Annotated in this window: 23 protein-coding genes, 2 tRNA genes and 1 pseudogene; 10 read left to right on the top strand and 16 right to left on the bottom strand. The window is 56.3% G+C overall.

The features are described from left to right. Positions 1 to 23: 23 nt before the first annotated feature. A complete protein-coding gene (locus tag ACXAEW_RS15670) occupies positions 24 to 1,241 on the bottom strand; it encodes an MFS transporter (RefSeq protein WP_474942205.1) in 1,218 nt (405 codons plus the stop codon). A gap of 98 nt (positions 1,242 to 1,339) precedes the next feature. Between ACXAEW_RS15670 and ACXAEW_RS15665 the strand changes: the two genes are divergently transcribed. Together ACXAEW_RS15665 and ACXAEW_RS15660 are read left to right on the top strand one after the other, a co-directional pair. Next, complete coding sequence (locus tag ACXAEW_RS15665; protein WP_474942204.1) at positions 1,340 to 1,990, top strand: DNA-3-methyladenine glycosylase family protein; 651 nt, start codon at positions 1,340 to 1,342, stop codon at positions 1,988 to 1,990. Further along, on the top strand, positions 1,987 to 2,652 hold the full coding sequence (locus ACXAEW_RS15660; protein ID WP_474942203.1) for an alpha/beta hydrolase: 666 nt from the start codon (positions 1,987 to 1,989) through the stop codon (positions 2,650 to 2,652). Before ACXAEW_RS15665 ends, ACXAEW_RS15660 begins: the two co-directional genes overlap by 4 nt. 18 nt (positions 2,653 to 2,670) lie before the next feature. On the opposite strand, the gene ACXAEW_RS15655 is transcribed toward ACXAEW_RS15660, so the two are convergent. Then, complete coding sequence (locus tag ACXAEW_RS15655; RefSeq protein ID WP_474942202.1) at positions 2,671 to 3,351, bottom strand: pseudouridine synthase; 681 nt, start codon at positions 3,349 to 3,351, stop codon at positions 2,671 to 2,673. Between the two features lie 225 nt (positions 3,352 to 3,576). Between ACXAEW_RS15655 and ACXAEW_RS15650 the strand changes: the two genes are divergently transcribed. Next, entirely contained in the window at positions 3,577 to 4,161 is a 585-nt protein-coding gene (locus tag ACXAEW_RS15650) for an HNH endonuclease (RefSeq protein WP_474942201.1), read from the top strand. Between the two features lie 85 nt (positions 4,162 to 4,246). On the opposite strand, the gene ACXAEW_RS15645 is transcribed toward ACXAEW_RS15650, so the two are convergent. Together ACXAEW_RS15645 and rocF are read right to left on the bottom strand one after the other, a co-directional pair. Next, positions 4,247 to 5,293: an ornithine cyclodeaminase gene (locus ACXAEW_RS15645; protein ID WP_474942200.1), complete on the bottom strand. Its 1,047-nt coding sequence runs from the start codon at positions 5,291 to 5,293 to the stop codon at positions 4,247 to 4,249. Between the two features lie 28 nt (positions 5,294 to 5,321). After that, a complete protein-coding gene (rocF, locus tag ACXAEW_RS15640) occupies positions 5,322 to 6,245 on the bottom strand; it encodes an arginase (protein WP_474942199.1) in 924 nt (307 codons plus the stop codon). Positions 6,246 to 6,356: 111 nt separating this feature from the next. Between rocF and ACXAEW_RS15635 the strand changes: the two genes are divergently transcribed. Beyond that, positions 6,357 to 6,782: an Lrp/AsnC family transcriptional regulator gene (locus ACXAEW_RS15635; RefSeq protein ID WP_474942198.1), complete on the top strand. Its 426-nt coding sequence runs from the start codon at positions 6,357 to 6,359 to the stop codon at positions 6,780 to 6,782. A gap of 26 nt (positions 6,783 to 6,808) precedes the next feature. Here ACXAEW_RS15635 and ACXAEW_RS15630 read toward each other — a convergent pair whose 3' ends face one another. The 4 genes from ACXAEW_RS15630 to ACXAEW_RS15615 all read right to left on the bottom strand — a co-directional run bounded on the left by ACXAEW_RS15630 (position 6,809) and on the right by ACXAEW_RS15615 (position 9,398). Beyond that, the gene (locus ACXAEW_RS15630; RefSeq protein WP_474942197.1) at positions 6,809 to 7,267 is read right to left on the bottom strand and encodes a disulfide bond formation protein B; all 459 of its coding nucleotides are present in this window, start codon (positions 7,265 to 7,267) and stop codon (positions 6,809 to 6,811) included. After that, on the bottom strand, positions 7,268 to 7,846 hold the full coding sequence (locus ACXAEW_RS15625) for a YqaA family protein (protein ID WP_474942196.1): 579 nt from the start codon (positions 7,844 to 7,846) through the stop codon (positions 7,268 to 7,270). It abuts the gene before it with no gap. A gap of 286 nt (positions 7,847 to 8,132) precedes the next feature. Further along, the gene (locus ACXAEW_RS15620) at positions 8,133 to 8,570 is read right to left on the bottom strand and encodes a hypothetical protein (protein WP_474942195.1); all 438 of its coding nucleotides are present in this window, start codon (positions 8,568 to 8,570) and stop codon (positions 8,133 to 8,135) included. 735 nt (positions 8,571 to 9,305) lie between these two features. Then, on the bottom strand, positions 9,306 to 9,398 hold the full coding sequence (locus ACXAEW_RS15615) for a hypothetical protein (protein WP_474943050.1): 93 nt from the start codon (positions 9,396 to 9,398) through the stop codon (positions 9,306 to 9,308). Between the two features lie 39 nt (positions 9,399 to 9,437). On the opposite strand from ACXAEW_RS15615, the gene ACXAEW_RS15610 reads away from it, so the two are divergent. Further along, complete coding sequence (locus tag ACXAEW_RS15610) at positions 9,438 to 9,749, top strand: hypothetical protein (protein WP_474942194.1); 312 nt, start codon at positions 9,438 to 9,440, stop codon at positions 9,747 to 9,749. A 572-nt stretch (positions 9,750 to 10,321) separates the two neighbouring features. Here ACXAEW_RS15610 and ACXAEW_RS15605 read toward each other — a convergent pair. Together ACXAEW_RS15605 and ACXAEW_RS15600 are read right to left on the bottom strand one after the other, a co-directional pair. Continuing rightward, positions 10,322 to 10,819 carry a DUF4279 domain-containing protein gene (locus tag ACXAEW_RS15605; RefSeq protein WP_474942193.1) on the bottom strand — a complete coding sequence of 166 codons (498 nt, stop codon included), beginning with the start codon at positions 10,817 to 10,819 and terminating at the stop codon, positions 10,322 to 10,324. A gap of 248 nt (positions 10,820 to 11,067) precedes the next feature. After that, positions 11,068 to 12,415 (bottom strand): annotated as a pseudogene (locus tag ACXAEW_RS15600) (transposase); the annotation flags it as partial. A 511-nt stretch (positions 12,416 to 12,926) separates the two neighbouring features. Here ACXAEW_RS15600 and ACXAEW_RS15595 point away from each other — a divergent pair. Further along, positions 12,927 to 13,547 carry a tyrosine-type recombinase/integrase gene (locus ACXAEW_RS15595; protein WP_474942192.1) on the top strand — a complete coding sequence of 207 codons (621 nt, stop codon included), beginning with the start codon at positions 12,927 to 12,929 and terminating at the stop codon, positions 13,545 to 13,547. 419 nt (positions 13,548 to 13,966) lie between these two features. Next, positions 13,967 to 14,052 (top strand) — tRNA-Leu (locus ACXAEW_RS15590). A gap of 384 nt (positions 14,053 to 14,436) precedes the next feature. Here the strand turns inward: ACXAEW_RS15590 and gyrA are convergent. Beyond that, entirely contained in the window at positions 14,437 to 17,166 is a 2,730-nt protein-coding gene (gyrA, locus tag ACXAEW_RS15585; protein WP_474943049.1) for a DNA gyrase subunit A, read from the bottom strand. Positions 17,167 to 17,391: 225 nt separating this feature from the next. Here gyrA and ACXAEW_RS15580 point away from each other — a divergent pair, with 225 nt between their 5' ends. Further along, positions 17,392 to 17,661 carry an usg protein gene (locus ACXAEW_RS15580; protein ID WP_474942191.1) on the top strand — a complete coding sequence of 90 codons (270 nt, stop codon included), beginning with the start codon at positions 17,392 to 17,394 and terminating at the stop codon, positions 17,659 to 17,661. Positions 17,662 to 17,669: 8 nt separating this feature from the next. Here the strand turns inward: ACXAEW_RS15580 and ACXAEW_RS15575 are convergent, their stop codons facing one another. Beyond that, positions 17,670 to 18,623 (bottom strand): radical SAM protein, encoded by a 954-nt coding sequence (locus ACXAEW_RS15575; RefSeq protein WP_474942190.1) that lies wholly within the window; start codon positions 18,621 to 18,623, stop codon positions 17,670 to 17,672. Positions 18,624 to 18,955: 332 nt separating this feature from the next. On the opposite strand from ACXAEW_RS15575, the gene pgl reads away from it, so the two are divergent. Beyond that, the gene (pgl, locus tag ACXAEW_RS15570; RefSeq protein ID WP_474942189.1) at positions 18,956 to 19,618 is read left to right on the top strand and encodes a 6-phosphogluconolactonase; all 663 of its coding nucleotides are present in this window, start codon (positions 18,956 to 18,958) and stop codon (positions 19,616 to 19,618) included. Positions 19,619 to 19,634: 16 nt separating this feature from the next. Next, positions 19,635 to 21,239, top strand: a complete 1,605-nt coding sequence (gene pgi, locus ACXAEW_RS15565) for a glucose-6-phosphate isomerase (protein WP_474942188.1) — start codon at positions 19,635 to 19,637, stop codon at positions 21,237 to 21,239. On the opposite strand, the gene ACXAEW_RS15560 is transcribed toward pgi, so the two are convergent. From ACXAEW_RS15560 to ACXAEW_RS15545, 4 genes are all read right to left on the bottom strand, one after another. Continuing rightward, complete coding sequence (locus ACXAEW_RS15560) at positions 21,236 to 21,715, bottom strand: acyl-CoA thioesterase (RefSeq protein WP_474942187.1); 480 nt, start codon at positions 21,713 to 21,715, stop codon at positions 21,236 to 21,238. The genes pgi and ACXAEW_RS15560 overlap by 4 nt on opposite strands. Positions 21,716 to 21,816: 101 nt before the next feature. Further along, positions 21,817 to 22,446, bottom strand: coding sequence for a VPLPA-CTERM sorting domain-containing protein (locus ACXAEW_RS15555; protein WP_474942186.1), 630 nt, complete (start codon positions 22,444 to 22,446; stop codon positions 21,817 to 21,819). Between the two features lie 258 nt (positions 22,447 to 22,704). Continuing rightward, a tRNA-Gly gene (locus tag ACXAEW_RS15550) sits at positions 22,705 to 22,778 on the bottom strand. Between the two features lie 67 nt (positions 22,779 to 22,845). Further along, a complete protein-coding gene (locus ACXAEW_RS15545) occupies positions 22,846 to 24,894 on the bottom strand; it encodes an ASKHA domain-containing protein (RefSeq protein WP_474942185.1) in 2,049 nt (682 codons plus the stop codon). Positions 24,895 to 25,004: the final 110 nt, after the last annotated feature.

Here is a 25,004-nt window from a genome sequence, read left to right as displayed (position 1 = left end):
ACCCAAAACAATACAAGGCCAGATCACGCCAGACGGGGGCGCATCATCAGGCGCAAAAGCGCCACCCCAGCCAGTACCAGGAAGGGGGCCATCGCCATATTCACAGCGGTCCATCCTTCGGTTGGAGTGCCGCCGGAACAGTTCATCAATCCCCCTGAAGACAGCGACGCAACGGTCACCCCCCCAAATACGAGGAAGTCGTTCAGCCCCTGCATCCGGCCTTTTTCATGTCCCTCATGTCCGCTCGCCAACATGGTGGTTGCCCCGATAAAGCCAAAGTTCCAGCCCAAACCGAGCAGGATCAGCGCGATAAAGAAGTTTTCCAGCGTCACGCCGCTCAGCGCGACGGCACCCGCACCGGCAAGGATGACAAGCCCCGCTCCAACAACCTTTTCCACGCCGAAACGTACAATCAGATGACCGGTAAAGAACGAGGGGATATACATCGCCAGAACGTGGCTCATGACCACATTTGCCGCATCTCCCTGACCAAAGCCACAGCCGACAACCGCCAATGGGGTGGACGTCATGACAAGGTTCATCAGCGCATAAGACACGACGGCACAGATCACAGCGGTAGAGATCACAGGATCCTTCAGAAGCTCCCAGCGTGATCGGCTCGGCGGAGTAGCGGCCGAAGGCCGTTCTGGTAAAGGTATCCGCAAAAGGAAAAAGATCAACGCACCCACGAGGTTCAGTAGGATGATCACCATATACGTGCCCATAAATGGCACCACAAAGGCGTCAGAGGTTTCCACAACCAGGGTTCGCCCCACAACAGCCGCCAAAAGCCCGCCCGCCATGACATAGGAGATCGCCTTGGGCCGGAACGCCTCCGAGGCAGTATCAGCCGCGGCAAAGCGATAAAAACCCTGAGCGCTCATATAGACACCGGTCAGCAGGCTACCAGCCAGAAAGATCGGGAACGACCCCAAGTACAGCCCATATGCCCCAACAGCTGCGCCCACGGCCCCAAACAAGGCACCAATCACGAACCCCACCCGTCGTCCATAACGTTGCATAACAGCAGAAACCGGGTTGGCCGCCAGCATTGACCCCGCCACAATCAGCGAAATCGGCAAGGTTGCGAAACAGGCGTTCGTCGCAAGGGACTGTCCGGCAAGGCCACCAATCGTAAAGATCATCGGCATCTGAGCACCCAGAATAGCCTGAGCGATCACCAAAATGGCAACGTTGCGCTTGGCAACACGATCATCGGGGGCGGTCATGGTCATTGTCATGGCAACTGCCTACTCCTAAGGAGAATGCGGAACAAGTGACTCGCAACCATTGGTACAATCACAGGTCTGCAATGTGCAACATCGTGGGAGATATGGGCATGGCGACCAAACCGCCCTCTGACATTGGCCGGGTTATCACCACGGACGCATGTGTCCGTGAAGGGGCCGACTGGCTGTGCAGGCATGACCCGCGTTTTGCCGCTGCGCTGGATATGACGGGCCCTTTGCCACTGCGCCGTAAACCCGATGGGTTTGAGCAACTTCTAAGTGCGATTGTCAGCCAGCAGGTCAGCGTTGCTGCGGCGGCGGCAATCTGGAAACGGATGCGCGATGCCCGTCTGACCGGCCCGCGCAAGATCATCTGGGCCAGCGACGAAGAGCTGCGCGCCGTCGGCCTTAGCCGTCAGAAGATCCGCTATGCCCGCGCTCTGGCCGAGGCAAGGATCAACTTCAAAGCGCTGCGTGACGCCCCCGATGATGCGGTCATCAGCACGTTGACCGAAGTGCCAGGGATCGGGATCTGGACGGCTGAGATCTATGCCATGTTTTCACTGGGGCGCGCAGATGTGTTTGCACCCGGCGATCTGGCCTTACAGGAAGCCGCGCGTATTCTCTTTGATCTGGAAGAGCGTCCCAAAGAACGGGTTCTGCGCCAGATGGCCGAAGACTGGTCCCCGTGGCGAGCGGTTGCGGCGCGGCTCTTGTGGGCCTATTACCGAGTGGCAAAGGACAGGGAAGGGATCCGATGACACGTGTATTGAACGCCGGCCGCAAAGCGCCGCTTTCGGGCGAAACCAGATCTGCCGTGGTGTTCCTCCATGGCTATGGCGCAAATGGGGCCGACCTTTTGGGCATGGCCGATCCTTTGGCAGAGCATTTGCCCGATACGCTGTTTGTAGCGCCCGACGCTCCCGAGGCCTGTGCCGGTGCGCCGATGGGGTTTCAGTGGTTTCCGATCCCATGGATCGACGGCTCTTCCGAGGAAGAGGCTGAACGTGGCCTACTGGCTGCAGCCGAAGATCTGAACGCCTTTTTGGATGCGCTGATGGTGGATGAGGACCTGCTGCCGGAACAGGTTGTTCTTCTGGGCTTTAGTCAGGGCACCATGATGAGCCTGCATGTAGCGCCGCGCCGCGAGGATCCAGTGGCCGGAGTTGTCGGGTTTTCCGGACGGTTGATGCGGCCTGAACTTCTGAACGACGAAGTGGTTTCGCGTATGCCGATTCTTCTAGTCCATGGCGATCAGGATGATGTGGTCCCGATCGAATCCTTGCCTCAGGCTGCCGAAGCACTGCAAGAGGCTGGGTTCAAGGATGTCTATGCCCATATCATGAAAGGCACCGCCCACGGGATTGACCCGGATGGTTTGGGGGTCTCTCTTGCCTTTATGCGGGATGTGCTGAGCCTCTGATCCAAACCGGAATAGCGTTTAAGAGCCGCGCGGCCGTCTGGGTTTGCGCGGCTTTTTGTCTTGGGCGTCATTGCCTCGGGAGCGGGTCTGGGCTTTTGGGCGGCGCGGCGGTTTCTGTGACGGTTTGGGGCGCCCCGGAATCCGGGGAACCTCAAGATCCTGCCACGTGCCCTGGGGCAGATCCTCCAGCGTCCAGGCACCGACGGCATAGCGGATCAATCGCAAAGTCGGATGGCCAACAGCCGCTGTCATCCGGCGTACCTGCCTGTTCTTCCCTTCGGTAATGGTCAGCTCCAGCCAACGGTCCGGCACGGTTTTACGCTCCCGAACAGGCGGCACACGCGCCCAAAGGTTAGAGGGCTGCGTGATCAACCGCGCTTTGGCGGGCCGTGTCAGCCCGTCCTTCAGCTCAACCCCTTTGCGCAGAGCCTCCAACGCGGCCTCATCCGGAATACCCTCCACCTGCACCCAATAGGTCTTCGGTAGCTTATGCGCCGGGTCACTGATCCACGCCTGAACACGCCCGGTATCTGTCAACAGCATCAACCCTTCGCTGTCACGATCCAGACGGCCAGCCGGGTAAACGCCGGGACAGTCGATAAAATCACTCAGCGTTTTGCGTGGACTGTCGGTATGCGCGCTATCCGTAAACTGCGGCAGCACATCAAAGGGTTTGTTAAAGCGGATCAATCGGGCCATGGGGCTGCCATAGGGGCAGGGGCAAGCTCTGGCAAGCCTTTGATCACCCGGACAGCCTGTGGATAACTGTCACGTCCCTGTCACGGAATCGAAATAAACCCTGCGACATATTGTGGACACTTGGGGGTTGCCTCAGCTTAACCACGATATATAGTTTTAGATAGCTGGGGCGGGGCTCCCCGCTCTGGTGCCAGTGAGGCAGACAGGGCGAGGAAGACGTTACCCATGGACGGCGATTTCAGGACAGAGTTTGTAAGAGCACCGGGCGCATTACGCCACCACCCGGCTTTGGTGTTGAACGCGGATTACCGCCCCTTGTCATACTATCCTTTATCCCTGTGGCCCTGGCAGGATGCGATCAAAGCAGCCTGGTTGGATCGCGTTGATATTGTTGCGGAATATGACGAAACCGTCCGCAGCCCGAGCACCGAAATCCGAATACCTTCGGTTGTTGTACTGAAAGACTATGTCAAACCTCAAAAGCGCGTGGCCTTCACGCGCTTTAATTTATTTTTACGGGATGAATTCTGTTGTCAGTACTGCGGGGCCAAGGGGGATTTGACCTTTGATCACGTTGTGCCACGCGCCGCCGGGGGCGTTACAAGCTGGGAAAACGTGGTTGCGGCTTGCTCCCCCTGCAACCTGAAGAAGGGTTCCAAGTCGCTGCACAGGGCGGGTATGTCCCTGCGCAAACCTCCGCGCCGTCCAGGTGCTGAAGAATTACGCAACACTGGCAGAAAATTTCCGCCAAATCATCTGCACGAAAGCTGGATGGATTTCCTGTATTGGGACACGGAACTGGACGCGTAAGACTTGTCTGTTGAATGTAATAAGCAGGCCATTGGGCCTGCTTATTTGTTACAGTAGATCTCTCGGATCTCTCCGAAGCAGCAGCTCAGGTTTTGGCGCGGGCCAGCATTCCAAAGAGGTCGCGCGGATCATCTGGGTCAGCCAACATATCGAGGTCCTCGTAAAACCCGGTACCTGCGATATGATCGCGGATATACCTGAGGGCTGAAAAATCCTCGATCGCAAAACCGACGCTGTCAAACAGGGTGATCTGGCGAGCGTCGCGTCGCCCTGGCTCCTGACCGGTGACAACTTTCCAGAATTCCGTCACCGGGAAGTCTTTGGGCATCTGTTGAATTTCCCCCTCGATACGGGTTTGCGGCGGGAATTCCACAAAGACATCTGAACGGGACAGGATGCCCGCAGCCAGTTCGGTCTTGCCCGGGCAGTCCCCACCAATCGCATTAATATGCACCCCGGCACCCACCATATTGTCGGTCAGAATCGTGGCACATTGCTTGTCCGCAGTGCAGGTTGTCAGGATCTGCGCTCCCTGAATTGCCTCTTCGGGCGTGCTGCAGGAGACAAAGTTCATCCCAAGACCCGAGAGGTTTTGCGCACATTTACGTGTTGCGGCGGGATCTTTGTCATAAAGGCGCACTGTTTTCAGATCACAGATTGCCTTCATCGCGAGGGTCTGGAATTCGGACTGCGCCCCATTGCCGATCATCGCCATGGTATCCGCACCTTGGGGGGCCAGATGTTTGGCAACCATCGCCGAAGTGGCCGCGGTGCGCAGGGCGGTTAAAATCGTCATCTCTGTCAAAAGCACCGGATAGCCGGTATAAACATCCGCCAGAAGGCCAAAGGCGGTGACTGTCTGCAGCCCTTCTGAGGTGTTCTTGGGGTGGCCATTTACGTACTTGAACCCATAGGCCTCCCCGTCGGATGTGGGCATCAGCTCGATCACGCCCACGTCGGAATGGCTGGCCACACGCGGGGTCTTGTCAAAGGACTCCCAGCGTTTGAAATCATCCTCGATATAGGTGGCCAGACCTTTCAGCATCTCTTCTATGCCAATGTGGTGGATCAGCTGCATCATATTGGCGACGCTGACAAAGGGTACCAATGCCTTGTGTGATGGTTGGGTCATTATTCTGTCCTGCCTTGGCGTATGTGGATTACAAAAAACTGCGGGTTGAGCGGTCAAAAACCCGACGCCCAAAGGCCGAGGCGCACAGGTCGACCATCAGATGTGCCGTGCGGCCGCGTTCGTCCAGAAACGGGTTCAGCTCGACCAGATCCATCGAGGTCACAAGACCGCTGTCATGGAGAATCTCACAGACCAGATGGGCTTCGCGCACAGTTGCGCCGCCTGGCACGGTTGTTCCAACCGCCGGTGCGACAGAAGGATCCAGGAAATCCACGTCCAGCGACACATGCAGCATTCCGTTTTCAGTTGCGACCCGTTGCAGGAAGCGTTGCAGCGGTTTGACGATGCCGTTTTCGTCGATATCGCGCATGTCGTGCAGGTGAATGCCGGTATCCCGCATCGCTTTGCGCTCCATATGATCCACCGAGCGCAGCCCCATCATACAGACATTTTTATGCGGAACCGGATGAACGACGGGTGGAAAGGGTCCAAACCCGGGCACCCCGGTAAAATAGGCAGCAGGTGTTCCGTGGAGATTGCCGCTTTCGGAGGTTGCAAGCGTGTGGAAATCCGAATGCGCGTCAAGCCAGAGTACAAACTGCGGGCGTTTCACCTGGGCGGCGTATGAAGTAACTCCGGTCACGGTTCCCATGGCCAAGGCGTGATCTCCGCCAAGGAAAATGGGAACCCCCTCGGCCATTGTAGCGGCGGCCACCTTTTGCAAGGCTGTTGTCCAGGCCACCGTTTCATTCAAGGCATGCGGGTGGGTTTCAGCATGCTCCGGTATAAACGGTTCCGGCAGAATGTTGCCACGGTCTGTGACCTTATGGCCAAGCCCCGCAAGCGCATCCCCCAGCCCCGCCGTGCGATATGCATCAGGCCCCATCAAACACCCGTTGCGCAGCTTGCCGCTGTCCAGGGGTGCACCAACCAAAATACAATGTTGAACCATCGGATATGAACTCCGTCTCTGTGTTAGAAACGATTTATCCATTCATAAAGGGTAGAAAAAACCCATATTTGTGACCATACCGGAAGCCAAACAGCCAAAACGGAAACTTAAATGGACAAAGTGGACGAACGCCTGATCTCAGCTCTGCGCCATGACGCACGGGCGTCTCTTTCTGACCTTGCAGCGCAGCTGAACCTGTCGCGCACCACAGTGCGCAGTCGCATCGAACGGTTACAGGCGCGCGGCGATATACTGGGATTTACGGTTGTTCTGAAAGAAGACGTGCTGCGTGATCCCGTGCGGGGTTTGATGCTGATCGGGATTGAGGGGCGCGGTACCAACCGGATTGTCCGCCAGCTTCAGGGGCTTGCAGAGGTGCGCGCGATCCATACGACCAACGGGCGCTGGGATCTGATTGTGGAACTGGGAACCGAAACGCTGGAGGATTTTGACGCGGCTTTGGCCAAGGTTCGGTTGATCGAAGGTGTCACAACCAGCGAGACCAACCTGTTGCTGGCGACCAAGAAGGACAGCTGAGCCGCAGGCTCAGCTGTATCCCATTTTCAACGCGTGTGGCGGGCAGCGGCCACCCAGATCAGGGCAAGGAAAAGGGACAGGATTGTGTTCCAACCTGCCATCGACACATTCAGGAACTGCCACGCGATCTCATCACAGCGTACCAAAGGCGCGGACATGATCTGTTCCATCAGCTGATCCGGGGAAAGACCACCAATCGGTGCAGAGGTGCAGGTGCTTGGGCCTTTCCACCACCCTTGTTCAACCCCAACATGAAAGAAACCAACCCCGGCAGTCGCCAGCGCAGCCAAAGCCCCCAGGTAAAACAGGACCGTTGCAGGCAGGAACAGGGCGACAACCGCAATGGCAATGGCGGCCATATGGGGGTAGCGCTGCCAGTAACACAGTTTACACGGCGCAAGCTCGCCCAGGTACTGAAACCCAAGCGCACCCAGCAGAATTGCAGCAGACCCAAAAGCCGCAACACCCGTCAAAAATCTTCGCATTTACAAGAACCTCAAGACCAGGAAGCCGCCAAACAGCAGGACGACGAAGGCTGTGAACACCAAACCAAGGCGCTTTTCTATGAACTCCCTCACAGGTGCGCCAAAAGCCCGCAACAGACCTGCCACCATAAAGAAACGCAACGCGCGCGCCAGAATCGAGGTGGCGATGAACGTCCCGATCGGCATGCCTGTCCAGCCGGACATGATGGTGATGACCTTATAGGGGAACGGGGTAATGCCCGCGCCCAGAACAGCCCAGAACCCAAAGTCATTGAACTTGGTGTTGAACTCTTCCATGGCATGGCCTTTGCCCATCGTTTCCAGGATCGGCTGGCCTAAGCCCTCGTAAAAGAACGCACCAATCGCATAGCCCAATACGCCACCGGCAACAGAAGCGACCAAAGCCACCAGCGCAATCAGCCAGGCCCGCGACGGGCGCGCCAGGATCATCGGAATCATCAGAACATCTGGCGGTATCGGGAAAACCGAGCTTTCGATAAAAGCCACAGCGGCCAGCCACCACAGGGCTTTAGGATGATCGGCCAGGGACATGGTTCGATCGTACAATGGGCGCAGCATTGGGCGTCCTTTTTTTGGTTACCACTCTTTCGTATCTGCGGTCGCATGGCCCGCGCAGCAGGTCAAGTTCTTGTCATTACAGCATAACACTGCCCATTTCGGATCCCAGCAACTCGAATCAATCGTAACGCTTTGTTTATAAACTAGAAAATAGGCACCTTCCGCCCTCACATCAAATCATTGCCGATTCAAGGCATAAACGTGCCCGATCCTGCATCCCGCGAATGCCCAGAAAAAAACCAACTTAGAAGAGTGGGCGGGTTGAAACCGTATGGATGTCTTGGGACTAAATCCGTTTTCCCTCCCAAAGTGCAAAGATCTTTTTGGCCTCAAAAAGTACTTCGTAGTCGTCGATCAAAAACGGCAAGTAACCGGGCTGCACCCCGGTGGCATCCGTAAAGGCCTTGCAAAAATCCGATACCGACAATGCGGCGCGACCTTTCGATAATGCCACGATGCAAGCATCAATCAGCAGCTCGATCACCGGCTCCAAACGAAACGCGCCAGCGGTCGCTAGCCTGTTGTAGAAATCACGTGACGGAAGCCTCCCGAGACCAAGTTCGGCCTTCTGGGCATAGGCGTGGCAAAGAGTGTGCAGCTCGGACTGGTCGTCCTTGTTGGCCATAGAGATTTCGGCGAACGCCAGAGGTCGGAGCAAATAGGTCAATTGCCCCTCTTGCGTGATCTGTCTTGCGAGGCTTTCAACGCCAGAAAAGATCAACATCAAAGTACGCTCAGACAGTTTGAGAAGTGACTTGAAATTATCCAGAATGTTGGCGCTTGAAGCGCCGGGAGTTCCTCCCGCTTTCCGGACAGTTTGATTATTGCCCCTATGCTGCGATTTTCCAAGTCATGGTTTCGTATGCTTGCGCGGGGGGAGGTAGCCTATGGCGGAGTGTCGGCGCTGGCGATCTTCGAATACTTCTTTGTATTCGAAGATCGCAGCCTTTGCTTGGTCGCGCGTTTTGAACCGGTTTTGGTGCACCACTCCTTTTTCAGCGACGCAAAGAAACTTTCCATCGGAGCCTTGTCCAGACACTCGCCGGTTCGGCTCATTGATTGGATGATCTTCGCAGACCCGAGCAGTACACGGTATTCGCTGCCAGCGTATTGCGCGCCGCGATCCGAATGGTGAATGAGATCTGGCACCGGGCCACGACCCCCAGGGCCATGTTCAAGGCATCACAGCACAGTTCGGATCGCAGATGATCGTCCATGGCCAGCCCACGATTTCACGCCTGGCCATGTCTTGGATGGCGCCGACATCGAGCCAGCCTTCATCCGTATCGGCGTAAGTAATGTCAGCGAGACAAACCCGGTTCAGTACGGTACAATCGAGATGTTGTTCCAACAGATTTGGTGAGGGTTTGAGGCTGTGATTGCTGTCTGTAGTGCGCGGCTTGTGGCGTTTTCACAGGAGCGGCAAGGCATTGTTTTTACGAATTATTCTGGCCGCACACTACTCCAAGGCTGCCTCGCCATCGGCTTTCAGATCCTGGTGGACCCGCTTTGACCCATACCGTTTTTTGCTTCGGGAGAAAGCCGCTTTTATTTTTGGCAGCAGCTCGGCATCCCGGTCGGTACGCTGCTTTTGCCGCTGATCTCGGGCAGGGTGCTACTAAACAAAGCCATAAAGCCAGCTGCGCGCAACACCAACAATGTGACAGAGCTGAGCGATCGGATAAACAGTCTTGTGGGCAGCGACGAAAGCACGTCTCGTGTTCATGTCTTCGCTGCCCTTGAGGCGAAAGAAGCGGAAGATTTCTCGAGGATCTCATTTTCCAGCTTCAAGCGTTTGTTTTCCTTCCGCAGACGGTCCGGTTCCGCCGCCTCCGCCTGTTGCCTGCGCAGTGCCGCCATCGATCCTGCCGCTTCGATCTCCAGACACCAGGTCTTCGACTGAGAGCCCGTCACCCCCAGTTGCTTCGCGACACCGGTTTATGTGGAACCAGGCTCATAAAGCCGACCAACAGCCGCGGCTTTGAATTCATTTGTGAACGTCAGTCTCGATTGTCCCATTCCATGCTCCTTTCCTGAACAGGGGGAAATTACCCCGATGTCCGGGAACAGGAACGAAGTTCAACCTTCAGGCCGTCACGACAGATTGGAACTATGCTGCGCCTCGTTCGAATGTCAGCGAAGCGCAGTTAGTGATCTTTGGCTCAGTGCCATCAATGGGCTGTGACGGGAGCCGGGCCACCGCAGAAAGACAAAAAAACGGGCCCGGTCCTACACCCAAGACCACGACGCTACGCCTTCAAACTCGGAAAAGTCCGCAAAACTCAAACCGATATCAGGGACTAGGAAATGCGCTTTCCCCATAGCACGACGCCTACATCCCGCGGCTTCCACCTTGTCAGATTTGTCAACGCGGTCCAGACGCACCAACACAACCTTAACGCACTGGCCCGCATCAAAAAATCTTAGACAGAGCAGGCTTTGGCGGCACTTGCTCTAATGCCTGCAAAAGATAAATCAGTCTATGGCGACATCGATTCCATCGCTTGCTTGGTCGAACACATCACGACCATATCTTGATCTCAAATCAAACATCAGTTTGTGCACGTCTTCATCAATATATGCGTCGAACCAAGTTCGTATACCGAGTTGGGTCAGACGTCTTTGATGTTGGAAATCCAATTCGAAGCTAAAACATTGGAGGTTATGGCTTACGAAAACCATCCGTACATCGTAGTCACCATTTAGGCTTTGCAGTGCCAGCTCACGTGTGCGCAGCCGCCGTAAAATTGCCTCGACATGGACATTTAGGTCTTCTGTTTCGGGTATCCCGCTATTGAGCTTCCAGTTCGTGAACCAGCGCTTCTTGTGAGGGCCTTTCGTTTGCCAAGGATCGCCCTCAGACCATTCGTCATCAGGATCAATCCCCAAAACGTCCGTAATCGCTTGAGCGGTTCCTTTTCCTTGAATCCCGAGGTAGGCATACTGGCGATATGTCTGTGGCTCTAGTGGCATTATCTGACTTCTTTTTTGAAGGAACTGACTGGTCTTTCTGTCTATAGCGAACGTTGGCTCATTGTGTAGCATCGGTCAAGTTGGGCTCAGAGCGGCGCTGCGGCAGCAGGGGTGCAGCCAAACAGCGCTCAGTTCCATCCGCCCGATGACACCAGTCAGCCTATTCCGTTGAAAAACTCCGCTCGAAGATCGCTTTGATCTATCACCCAGAATTTCGGGGTCTCTGCCCATCTTTCCTTAGCAGCGGCCTGCTGGACTGGAAGGAGCTTGGTGAGCTTCCTGAGGTTCTGGGCGGTGGCAGCGAGGTGGAATTCGTCGCGTGCGCCGGTCGGTCCGCGTAATCGGAGACGATTGAGACCCAGAATGCTCTGGAAATGTGCGAACAGCATCTCCACCTATTTTCGGAGCTTGCAGGAGATCGCGTAGTCGATGGTTTTTGTGATCGCCCTCGCTCGATCCCGGGAGGGTTCGAACACGGAACCTAGGATTTTGCGCGCCGGAGCCTTGGGGCAGCAGCGCACTTTCAGCTCGCAGGAGACGCAATCGGTCTTGCTGGCTCGGTAGCGAAGCATGCCTTCACCATCAGGATTCCTCTCCCGAGGTTGCGTGAAGGTCCTGCGGCTTTGCTTCAATTCCTTTCCGTTCGGACAGGTATAGACATCACTTTCGGGATCACAGGCAAAGTCGGCGCGTTCGAATGTCCCATCCTTTCGGCCCGACTTGTCGATCACCGGGATATGGTGCGCGATACCGCGCTTCTGATACAACCAGTTCAGCATGGCGCCGGTGCCATAGGCCGTATCCGCGATCAAGCGTTCCCGCGCTATGTCGAAGGTATCAGCCACCCGGTCGATCCTCGTCTGGACCGATCCAACTTCGGCTTGTCGGATCGACCGGGTCGCTTGCACGTCCAGGATTACGGTGTTGTCGGTGTCGATCAGGTCGTTGGTGGAATAGGCAAAGTAGGCAAGGCTCCCCGAGCACCGGTCCATTGCGAGGCCGGATCGGAATGCAATGTGAACTTCGGATCGACCGGGCTGGCTGCGCCGAAGGTCGCATGATCCAGCGTGTCCAGGTATTCTCTGACAGCGCAGGGCGCGTCTGCGGGATCGATGCTGTGGGGCTCCGGTCCGCCTTCGGCGTCGAGTTCTACCGGTTCGCGTCGGCTTGGATGATGCGGGCATCCGCCGCGAGGCGCTGGCCAACCCTTCTGAGATGCAACGCGCCACCACTGTTTCAAAAAGCTGGCGCAACACGTCGCTGTCGCGAAAGCGGCCGTGCCGGTTTTTCGAGAAGGTCGAGTGAGCCGGCACGGGAACCGTCAGGTCGAGGTGGCAGAACCAGCGATAGGCGAGGTTGAGATGAACCTCCTTGCACAGACGGCACTCGGATCGGATGCCCATGATGTAACTCACCAGCGGCATGCGGATCATAAGCTCCGGATCGACTGACGGCCGTCCCGTTGTACTGTAAAACGCCGCCAAGTGTTGCCGGATCCCGGTCAGGTTGGCAAACCGATCAACCGGTCGAAGCATGTGGTCCGATCGAGAACTCGTGGAACAAAGCGCCTTGCGCTTCCTGCCGGGACCCCATCATCGCCGTTCACCTCAACCTGCCGTAGCCAGATTGAATCAGCGCTCAGTCCTTCTGGCAAGCCGCATTTTTCAACGGAATACGCGCATGTTCGACATTGGGGCGGACTACAGCATCGGTCAAATTGGGCTCTGGCTCTAAATCGCTTCGCGATATGGGCGCTTGTGGCGTGGGTTACGCGTAGGTGGGATTTGTTCAGGGTACTGGGGTGTTGGGAGTTTGCTGTTGATCGAGGTGACTTTGCCTCGGTTGACAGACGGTTTTCCCATGCACATTCAGCAAACAATGAACGTTGCGCCACTTCGGGCGCGTATAGCCTCGGATATGTCGGCGCGTAACCCTGGAGCCGCTTCGCAGGTCGGGCACTTGCGGGCGTGCAAGAGATTTACGGCATGGTTGGGGCGATCTCCAGAGACAGCCACTCCGGACAATTTTCGCGATTTCCGGCAGCATCTGATTGAGACCGGCACCAGCATCTGCACCTGCAATCGTACGATAACCGGGGTGAAGTTTTTTGTTCCGGGTCACGCTGGGGCGGCATGATCTGGTATCACGGATCTTTAGCCTGAAAGAGCCCGTCAAGATCCCGCTGGTGCTGAGCCGCAACGAGGTCAAACGCATTTTGCTGATGGCTCCGAGCCTGAAGGCGCGCGTGATGCTGTCTCTTGCCTATGGCTGCGGCGTGCGCGCGGGCGAGGTTGTTCGACTGCGGGTCGGCGATATCGGTGGCGAACAGAAGATCATCCGCCTTGTACAATCCAAGGGGCGCAAGGAACGCAATGTGATGCTGCCCAGCGATATTCTGGGCCTGCTGCGCGACTGGTGGAAGGAACGCCCCACCAGCCAGGACAAAGATGTGGCTGGTCCAGACTGGGTGGTCTTTCCCGGCTATAATGGCAAGCATTTGTTGTGCTGGAAGCACGCCTCTGGCGTGACGCGCCAAATCTCAAGGCTGTTTAGGCAGGCGGCCAAAGCGGCAAGCATCACAAAGCCGGTCACATTGCACACGCTGAGGCATAGTTTTGCGACTCATCTTTTGGAACGCGGCGTTGACATCAGTGGGATCCAAGAGCTCTACTCGGACACACCAAACTCACCACGACGGCGCGCAATGGCAGCGTCGAGACCGGCATGATCTCTGCCGTAGAGAGCCCATTGGACAACCTGTCTGTCTGCCGAAACCGGCCTGCACCGAAACACAGTTCGTCATGCTTTGAAGAACGCTGGTATTAATCCATTCTCGCAAAGCGGCCGGGACTACGGTGGATTCTACTTGCGTGAGGATGCAGTTCAGGCTGTTTTCAAAAAGAAAATGAATGCAATAGCTTAGAGCAAATCGCTTGCTGCCGTTAGCGGTTGTACCATACTGACCACAGCCAACCCGCAAAAAAGACTTGATAGCCACATGGCACGCTTTGTCCAAAACGGGCACTGTTATGCTGAAATGACAGTTCTCGCATAGAGGCAGGCGGATGTTTTCCAATTTTTCTGCACCTTTATGTGCATTTGCCTCTGGACCTTGGCTGCGGGCAAATATAATACACACCTCACGCGGCCCAAGTGGCGGAATGGTAGACGCAGGGGATTCAAAATCCCCCGCTGGTGACAGCGTGCCGGTTCGAGTCCGGCCTTGGGTACCACCGCGTATTTCAGCTTGATTATATCAGGCTCGATGTCCTTATGCGTATTTAAGACGCAGGTAGGACGGGTTTTAGCGCTCACACGGGCGCGCCTTCTTATCATCCCTTGCATTTCGAACGTGCTTACGGGCTACAATCACCGAGTTAGTTTCGGTTGGGGATTTTTTGTGACAAGTTTGAAACTTGCGCCGCAGGCGCATCAGCAGCAAGTGAGCTTGGCAATAGAGGCGATGAAACAGCCCGACGCCGCCAAAGCTGCACCGCTAAACCTACGTGGACCCGGAGATTTATGCCGGATTGTGTTGCCCTCGGTGACGATCCACCAAAAAACGAAATAAAAAACCGCCCCAAGGGGCGGTTTTCTTTTTCAAGAGTTTGACCCGATCAGCTCTCTGCGGGAGCCTCTCCGTCATCCTCGTCCTCATTCTGCTCTGCGATCCAAGCAACCGAGACGACAACTTCGCCGTTTCCGGTGTTGAAAACACGGACCCCACCAGCAGAGCGCGACCGGAACGAAATTCCATCAACAGGCACACGGATCGACTGGCCTTTTGAAGTCGCCAGCATGATCTGATCCCCCATCTCAACCGGGAAGGAGGCAACCAGCTGCCCGCCACGCATCCCTTTGTCGATGGCTGTGACACCCATGCCACCACGGCCGCGCACCGGGTAGTCATGGCTCGACGACAGCTTGCCCTGTCCGCCTTCGGTGATGGTCAGGATCAGGTTTTCTGCTGCGGACATTTCCGCATACCGTTCCTGGCTGATGGTGGCGTTGGCATTGACCTCTTCATCGGAGGCACTGCCTTCGCTCTCATCTGTGAGGCCCGCCATGGCGCGACGCATCTTCAGATAGGCAGCACGCTCATCCGAGGAAGCCTCGAAATGGCGGATGACTGACATGGAGACAACTTCGTCACCTTCGCCCAGCTTGATTCCGCGCACACCCACCGAATTGCGTGAGTTAAACACGCGCACTTCGGCCGAAGGGAAGCGGATTGCGCGACCGGTATTGGTCACCAGCATCACATCGTCATCTTCAGAGCAGATGCGGGCGTTGATCAGCTTGGTGTCGGCATGCTCCTCCTCGAACTTCATTGCGATCTTGCCGTTGCGCATCACATTGGTGAAATCCGACAGACGGTTGCGCCGCACGGTCCCAGCCGAGGTTGCAAACATGATCTGTAGGTCGGCCCATTCTTTTTCATCCCGGTCAACCGGCATGATCGCAGCGATAGAGACCCCGGGCGGGATCGGAAGGATGTTAACAATCGCCTTACCCTTGCCGGTCCGGCCCGATTGGGGCAGGCGCCAGGTCTTGAGCTTGTAGACCATCCCATCGGTGGTAAAGAACAACAGCTGCGTATGGGTATTGGCCACAAAGAGCGTGGTGACCACATCCTCTTCTTTGGTCTGCATCCCCGACAGTCCTTTGCCGCCGCGTTTCTGCGCCCGGAAATCTGCCAGAGGTGTCCGCTTGATATAGCCGCCGGAGGTCACGGTCACGACCATATCTTCGCGTTCGATCAGGTCTTCGTCGTCCATATCACCGGACCAGTCGACAATCTCGGTCCGACGCGGCACGGCAAAGTTTTCGCGCACCTCGCGCAGCTCATCCGCGATAATACCCATAATCCGCTCACGAGAAGACAGGATTTCAAGGTATTCCTTGATCTTCTTGGCCAGTTCTTCCAGCTCATCCGTGACTTCTTTGACGCCAATCTGGGTGAGACGCTGCAGACGCAGCTCAAGGATCGCACGTGCCTGTGTTTCCGACAGGTTATAGGTGCCGTCCTCGTTCATCTTGTGGGTCGGGTCGTCGATCAACTGGATATAGCCTGCGATCTCGGCCGCGGGCCAGCGGCGCTCCATCAGCTTCAACCGGGCTTCCGCCGCATCAGCCGAGGCGCGGATGGTTGCAACAACCTCATCCACATTGGAGACAGCAACCGCCAAACCACACAGGATATGACTGCGTTCGCGCGCTTTACGCAAGTTATAGGCGGTGCGGCGCGCAACAACATCCTCGCGGAAATCAATAAAGGACGTCAGGAACCGGCGCAGCGTCAGCTGTTCCGGACGGCCACCGTTCAGCGCCAGCATGTTACAGCCAAAAGACGTCTGCATCGGTGAGAAACGGTACAACTGGTTCAGAACAACTTCAGGCGTCGCATCGCGCTTCAGTTCGACCACCACACGGACACCGTTGCGGTCAGATTCGTCCTGAACATGCGCCACGCCTTCGATTTTCTTTTCGCGGACCTGTTCAGCGATCTTCTCGATCATCGACGCTTTGTTCACCTGATAGGGGATCTCATCGACAACAATCGCATAGCGATCCTTGCGGATTTCCTCCACTCGTGTCTTGGCGCGGATGATAACGCTGCCGCGCCCTTCCAGATAGGCTTTGCGCGCACCAGAACGGCCCAGCATGGTGGCTCCGGTTGGGAAATCCGGGCCCGGAATATACTCAATCAGCTGTTCGGAGGTCAGATCGGGTTCGTCGATCAGTGCAAGAGTCGCATCAATCACTTCGCCCAGGTTATGGGGCGGGATATTGGTTGCCATACCCACGGCGATGCCGCCGGCACCGTTGACCAGCATATTCGGGAAACGGGCAGGGAGGACGGTCGGCTCACGGTCCTTACCGTCATAGTTATCCTGGAAATCAACCGTCTCTTTTTCGATGTCGGCCAGCATAAAGGCGGCAGGCTTGTCCATGCGCACCTCGGTGTAACGCATGGCCGCCGGGTTGTCGCCGTCCATCGAGCCAAAGTTGCCCTGACCATCCAGCAGCGGCAGCGACATCGAAAAGTCCTGCGCCATCCGAACCAGCGCGTCATAAATCGCGCTGTCGCCGTGGGGGTGGTATTTACCCATGACGTCGCCAACAGGGCGGGCGGACTTTCGATAGCTTTTGTCGTGCGTGTTTCCGGTTTCATGCATCGCGTACAAAATACGCCGGTGCACCGGTTTCAAACCGTCGCGCAGGTCGGGAATGGCCCGACTGACAATAACCGACATTGCATAGTCGAGATAAGAATTACTCATCTCGGCTTCGATAGACACAGTAGGACCGTCGTACTTGGGACGTTCCGGCTGGTTTTCTTCCATGTTTTCAGGAGTTTCCGGCGTATCGTTCACGTCGTGTGCCCGCTCTTTCTTTTGGGTCTATATCTTGTATATGCACCATAACAGACAGGGCATATCATGCGCAAGCAAGTGCATCACGTGTTGGTGAAACAATAGGCTTAAACCAAGCTAACGCATCGTCATTTTTAGAAAATTCACCATTTCCTGCTATCCTTAGCACCAGTGACCTAAGCGAGGAGGACAGATTTGCCAACATCTGAAACCGAACTGATGCTCAAGGGGTACGGCCTGACCACGGCCGAATTCACCTATCACATGCCCGATTTTACGCATGTCCTGAATACCTTTGTCTGGCAGGACTACGATGTATTGCCAGACTATCCGCGGCTTTTCAAATTTATCGAATTCTGGCAACGTGAAATCGATGGCCCGTTACATTCCGTCCGCTTTACCCACCGACGACACCTTGCCTCCGGAGAATGGCGCAATGTCGTAGGCGAATTCTACCTGCACTGAGGCCCGTATCACGCGGAACAGCTGGCTCCGCCAAGGACGCAGAACTTGGCGCAATGCGGGTGGTTCAGATAGACGTCCTGCTCGGCCTCTTTGAGGGTCGCACCGAGTTCGAACTCTTTCTCATAGGGAAGGAGCGTACAGGCCAGAACAGTTGGCGTTTCCGCCCCTTTTCGCTTTACCACCATCCGTGAGGATGAACACATGATCGCGTCCGGAGACTTGTTCAGGATGCCCCAGCACTCAGTGGTGATTTCCGGAACTTCCACGTTCACATCCATTTCGGGGAACAAAACGGTCTGACCCGGATTTTTTGCGTCGATGTCAAAATCATGGGCGGCAAACAATTCTGCAAATCCCGCGCGGGACTGCGCATCCGTTTCATCCCACAGCGTGCGACCGGCAACGGCCATGTTGAACCCATTGTCGCGCAGCCATTCCATACCCGCGATTGACAGAGCAAAACTGCCCTTGCCACGCACCTGATCATGTAAATCGGCCGTGTGATGATCCAATGAGACCCGAAATGTCAGCTTCTCGCGATATCTTTCGGCCAAATCCAACAGCCCTTGCTGGATGCGTTTGCGCATCATCGGACGCATTGCATTGGTCAGGATCAGAACCTCATAACCCCGCTCCAGCGCCGCGCGTGTCATATCCACCATCTGAGGGTTCATAAAAGGCTCACCACCGGTAAACCCGATTTCGCGTATCCCCCAGTTGCGCTCTTCAATCTGATCCAGATAGCTGCGGATCTCATCCGTGGTCAGATAAACCAGCGCGTCATTGCTCGGAGAACTGAGAATATAGCAATTCTCGCATTCGATGTTACAAAGCGTGCCGGTATTGAACCAAAGTGTATCCGGTTTGGTCAAAGAAACCGACGCGCGCGCATCTCCCTTGGCTGTTACAAGCCTGTCTTGAAACTTGCCCATATTGGCAATCGGGGTGGACAGGTCTTTCATATGCACAGCTCCTGAGCGTTTTCTGGTGCGTTTCCAGTCATGGACAAGCTATTCACGCAGAAATACATTTGAAACCTCTCTGGAGACTTTTAACAGGGATGTGATCAGTGCTTCAATGCCTTAGCCCAGTAATAGACATTGTTTGGCGAGGCGATTTCAGTCGAATAGGTGCGTCATGTTACCAAGGATGAATGACTTGGCAGCCCCCGGTGATACCCACACGCATTGGATATTCGTGTTAGCGGTATCATTTCCAACAAAGGCACAGTAAAACCTCACCAACTTCACCTGCCTGCAGGCCGTGTACAGGTGACGATTGAGGGAGACAGAAGATGAACAGAACCAACTATGACAACCGCGACCTGGCGGCCCAAGGAATTGCAAACGCGATGGCGCATGACCTGGCGGAACTTTTGAGCGCGCAGAAAAGCGTCACACTTGCGGTTGCCGGGGGAACTACGCCTGCGCCGATTTTCGACATTCTTGCTCAGGCGGATCTGGACTGGTCCCGTGTTCAGGTGATGGCCAGCGACGAACGCTGGGTGCCGGAAACACATGAACGCTCAAACGCGCAGATGATCCGGGTGCGGCTTTTGACTGGCAAGGCCGAGGCTGCTGAATTCATACCCTTTTTTGTCGAAGATCTGACACCAGAGGAGGGGGCCGTCGCGCTTTCGGCCCGGATCCAAACCGTCGATCTCATCCTGTTGGGCATGGGCGAAGACATGCATACGGCCTCCCTGTTCCCGGACACCGAAGGGCTTGAAGCGGGACTGGCTGAAGACGCGCCTGCCTTTGTCGTGATGCGCCCCGCCAGCCAGCCCGAAGCGCGCATCAGCCTGTCTGCGCGCCTTCTGAATGCCGCGAATCGCAAACATCTCGCAATTTATGGAGCAGGCAAAGCAGACGCCCTTGCCAAAGCCTTGAATTTGCCACCAAAAGACGCCCCCATCGCCGCAGTCCTGTCGGAGATGAATGTCCATTGGGCCCCTTAACGTTTGGAGTGACAGAATGTTTCAAGATTTGAAAGACCAGCACAGCGCCCTGGGCGACAGAAGGATCCTGGATCTGTTTGCACAGGACGCCAACCGGGCTTCGGCTTTCGCGGTGACGTTTGGGGATTTGGTCTTTGACTACTCTAAGACGCAGATCGACGCCGAAATCCTGAAGATACTGTTGTCCCTTGCAGAAACCCGCGGTGTGGCTGAATACGCCAAGGCGATGTTTTCCGGACAAAAGATCAATGATACCGAAGGGCGCGCAGTCCTGCATACAGCTCTGCGCGATCCGGACGGTCCAGCCCTGATTGTAGACGGTGAAGACGTCCGCCCCGCACTACGTGACACCCTGCAGCGCATGCGCGAGATGGCCGATGCGGTCCGCACTGGCGCGTTCGCAGGGGCAGGGGGCGCCTTTACCGACGTCGTCAACATCGGCATTGGTGGCTCGGATCTGGGTCCGGCGATGGCCACGCTGGCACTGGCCCCTTATCATGACGGTCCGAAATGCCACTTTGTCTCCAATGTGGACGGCGCGCATATTCATGACGTTCTGAAGGGGCTGGACCCGAAGACCACTTTGGTTGTGGTCGCTTCCAAGACCTTCACCACAATTGAAACCATGACCAATGCCAAAACCGCGCGCGACTGGATTGCGGCGGGCGGCGGCGATGCGGCGGGCCAGTTTCTGGCTTTGTCTACGGCGATGGACAAAACCGCCGAATTTGGCATCCCAGCCGAGCGAGTTTTTGGGTTCGAAGACTGGGTTGGCGGCCGCTATTCCATGTGGGGCCCCATTGGCCTCAGCCTTATGATCGCGGTGGGACCGGATGATTTTGACTCCTTCCTTGCCGGTGGAAAGGCAATGGATGATCACTTCCTTGACGCTGACGGTTCCGCGAATATGCCGCTGATGCTGGCGCTGGTGGGGGTTTGGCACCATCAGATCTGCGGCCACCCGACCCGCGCCGTTCTGCCTTATGATCAGCGCCTGTCTCGGCTGGCGGCCTATTTCCAACAGCTTGAGATGGAATCCAACGGCAAATCCGTTGCAATGGACGGCAGCAGCGTCGACTATGTCACCGGGCCGGTGGTCTGGGGTGAGCCCGGCACCAACGGGCAGCATGCGTTCTATCAGCTGATCCATCAGGGCACGGGCGTAGTTCCATGCGAATTTATGGTGGCCGCACAAGGACATGAACCCGAGTTGCGTCACCACCATGAACTGCTGGTCTCCAACTGTCTGGCCCAGTCCGAAGCATTGATACGCGGTCGCTCACTGGAAGAAGCACGTGCAATTATGGCAGCCAAGGGGCTGGACGGCGACGAACTGGAACGTCAGGCCCGGCATCGTGTATTCCCCGGCAACCGCCCGTCAACCACATTGATTTACCCCAAGCTGACGCCCTTTGTTCTGGGTCAGATTATCGCCCTTTATGAGCATCGGGTGTTTGTCGAAGGGGTTATCCTTGGCATCAACTCTTACGATCAATGGGGCGTGGAGCTGGGCAAGGAACTGGCGAAGTCTTTGGAACCCATGGTCAAAGGCGATGCGGGCACAGACGGCAAGGACGGTTCCACTGCGGCGCTCATTGCTTATGTGCGGGCACGGGCCTAAGCGTCGTGCTGGGCACCTTCGACCTCTGACCAGAATGAAATCAGGCTCTCCGGCACCGGGTAGCCTGCACTGCCGTCAGGGGTGCGCAGAACCATAACCCCCTCCATCCGACACCGCAGCGTGCCGCCGGACCAGATCTGCTGTTCCATCACATAAGAGGTACGCCGATACCGGATCACCTGCGTTGTGGCGATGTAAGATTCGCCCAGCAACATCTCCTGGACATAATGCACATTGGCGTTGCGCAACACGTTCCGGGGCCGCTCCAGCCCCTCGAAATGCGGTAGGCAGAACTGATTGAAATAAGCCACGCGCGAGACTTCGAACCAATCCAGATAGGCCTTGTTGTTGACGTGCTGCAGAATGTCCAGCTCGGAAAACCGCACGCGGTCCGCCATCGCCATGGTCTGTGGCACGGTCAGGCCAAGAGTGGTTTGTTCTTCAGGGCTGAGCGGGGTGTGAAAAGGAAGATCCATGACGCCACATTATGCACGCATCGGATACAGACCAAGTACGCATGTTAAGTGACGCAGCGGCGTTTGCCGAGCAGATCGGCAAACGCATTTGTTTAGAAGGCTTAAACCTCTTTGCGTCGGCGCAAAACGGCGAGGCCTGCAATCGCCCCCAACAGAAGCGGCAAGCCAGCAGGAAGTGGAATCGGAGCCGGAGTTTCCACGACACTTCCTTCAAGACCACGAACCACAGACAAGTCATATCCCGGAGATCCGCCACCGGTGCCTAGTCCGGTGACACGAATTGCATTAACAGCTCCGACGAAACCGATATCCGCAAGGTCCAAGGTTTCAGTGCCGCCGGTTCCAACGAAACCTAGAAATGTAAAATTGATACCGTCACTGGAGACAGAGACTTCGGCATCCTCATCAGAATTCCCGCCCACTTCGGTCACAAAAATGTCGTCTCCGACTCCATCAAAGACAAAACCGGTTGAGAACCCGACGGTTATAAAAGAACCGGTCGGCAAGGAAACAAAAGTGCTCAGGTTTCCATCAACTGCATTAGATGTATCTGGAAGAGCGATTGGAAAGCCGCTACCCAGCGTGTCACCACCATATGGGCCGGACAAAGGGCCGGCGCCGGAATCAAAAAAATCCAAGACGACGTCGGCGGTCAGCGTAGCTGCCTGAGCTCCTGTCGAAAGCAGCGTTCCACATAGGCCAGCGACAGCCAAAACTCGTAAAAAATACATTTGTTCACTCCCACAAACGAAGCTACACAAGGTAGCTATAGAACCAAAAAAAAACCGTCATTGTTGACGAAGTGCATACAATTTTTAACGCCGAAAGAGATTTTTCTGAACAAAAAATTAACGTTGGCGCACAAAAAATTACGTTTGCGGACTACAAATTTCCCGCTAAATCTCTGAGAAAAAAGATCTTCCCACGCTCGAAAGCGCTGTAAAAAATCTTTTGGTGTCTATCGAAAAAGAGAGATTTCAGACCCAAATTGGAGCGGGTAACGGGAATCGAACCCGTAACTAAAGCTTGGGAAGCTGCCGTGATACCTTTTCACCATACCCGCGCTCCGGGAGGTCAGAATTATTCTGCGCCGCGCGGATGGTCAAGAGGCGCAGCGCAGCATTTTCAGATTATCCGCGCCGACGGCGACGACGGCGCCCGCCTGTGTCATCACCGTCGCCTCCGCCAGTATTGAAGGACACATCAGGCAGGGTCACGATGCTGTTCAGGATCGGGAAGGGGTCAACAGCGTTCGGCATCGCAGAGGCATTTACAAAATGCTCCTGGAATTTTGCTTCCACCGCGGTTTCGATCTTCTCGATCTGGCGGACGGTCTGTTCGATTTCAGCCCTGGCATCGGTGTTTAACAAAGCAATCCGCGCCCCCGTGCCAGCGGCGTTCCCGGCCGAGGTGACCTTGGCCAGAGGGCAATCCGGGATCATGCCCAGAACCATCGCGTGTTTGGCTGAGATATGCGCCCCAAAGGCCCCCGCCAGCACAACGCGATCCACATGATCCACTCCGAATTTATCCATAAGAAGCCGCGCCCCGGAATACAGCGCCGCCTTGGCCATCTGGATTGCGCGCACATCACCGTTGGTGACCGTGATCACGGGTTCGCCATTGGCGGATCCGTCCCAAAGCACATAAGAATGTGTGCGCCCGTCCTGAATGCAGCGAGACGATCCCGTTTGCTCGGCAGATCCGATCAGACCGGAGGCATCCAAAAGACCGGCCAGGCGCATCTCGGCCAGGGCCTCGATAATGCCAGAGCCGCAGATTCCGGTGATCCCTGTGGTGGCAATGGACAGGTCAAACCCGTCCTCGTCAGACCACAGATCGGAGCCGATCACCTGGAACCGCGGCTCCTTGGTCACGGGGTCGATCGCCACCCGTTCGATCGCACCGGGCGCTGCACGCTGACCGCTGGAGATCTGTGCCCCTTCAAACGCGGGGCCGGTGGGAGAAGAGCAGGCCAGCACTTTTTCTGTATTTCCCAGCAGGATTTCGGCGTTTGTGCCCACGTCGACCACCAGAACCAGATCCTCGGACTTGTTCGGCGCTTCGGACAGGGCAACCGCAGCAGCATCCGCGCCCACATGGCCCGCGATGCAAGGCAACAGGTAGACACGTGCTGCCGGGTGGATGTTCAGGTCCAGCTCCACGGCGCGCAAGGACAGCGAATTGGACGTGGCCAAAGCAAACGGCGCCTGTCCCAGTTCAAATGGATCAATCCCCAGGAACAGGTGATGCATGACCGGGTTACAGACAAAGACCGCGTCCACAATCAGCGCCTTGTCGATCTCGGCCTCGGCCGCGATTTGGGTGAACAGCGCATTCATTCCCTCGCGCACGGCGCGGGTCATCTCCTGATCACCGCCCTTGTTCATCATCGCATAAGAGACCCGGCTCATCAGATCTTCGCCAAAGCGGATCTGCGGGTTCATCACACCGGAGGAGGCCACAACCTCTCCGGTCTTCAGATCACACAGATGCGCCGCGATGGTGGTCGAGCCAAGATCCACAGCAAGCCCGTAGACAGTGCCTTCGTAATAGCCGGGCCAGATATGCATGATCTTGGGCGGATGCGTATCATCCCCCAGATGTACGGCAACGGTGACCGTCCAATTGCCCTTGCGCAACACGGGTTGCAACTGGTGGAGGATATGCAGATCGGTCTTCACGCCTTTCAGCTGCCACTGGTCCTCAAGCGCGGCAATCAGACGTTCCATATCGCCCGTGGGTTTATGCATGTCTGGCTGTTCGACCTCGACATAAAACAGGCGGGTGGACGGGTTCATGGTGATGTCGCGCGCTTCGGCCCGCTTGCGCACCACCTGTTTGTGCACCTGGCTTTCAGGCGGCACGTCGATCACGATATTTCCCTGGACCGTGGCCTGACACCCCAGACGGCGGCCATCCATCAGACCGCGCTTGTCCTTGTATCGTTGTTCAACCGCGTTCCACGCGCTCAGAGCGCCGTCCTCAACCGTGACACCCAGTTTGGCGAACTCACCGTATGATGGTGTTATCTGGCATTTCGAGCAGATCCCGCGCCCGCCACAGACTGAATCCAGATCCACACCCAATTGCCGGGCGGCAGTCAGGATGGGCGTGCCCACGGGGAAATTCCCACGTTTGCCGGAGGGGGTAAACACAACAAGTGGATCGGTGGTCATGTCTGGGCCTTCATTGTTCGCGTGTCGTGAGAACATATCCCTTTTGCCACAAAGGGAAAGGGCAGGTTTGACGAATTGCGACAGATGAAGGACAGGACCACCACCTGGAA

The organism is Epibacterium sp. ABZ3_068, from assembly GCF_056159265.1.
This window is presented reverse-complemented; position numbering and strand designations above follow the sequence as displayed.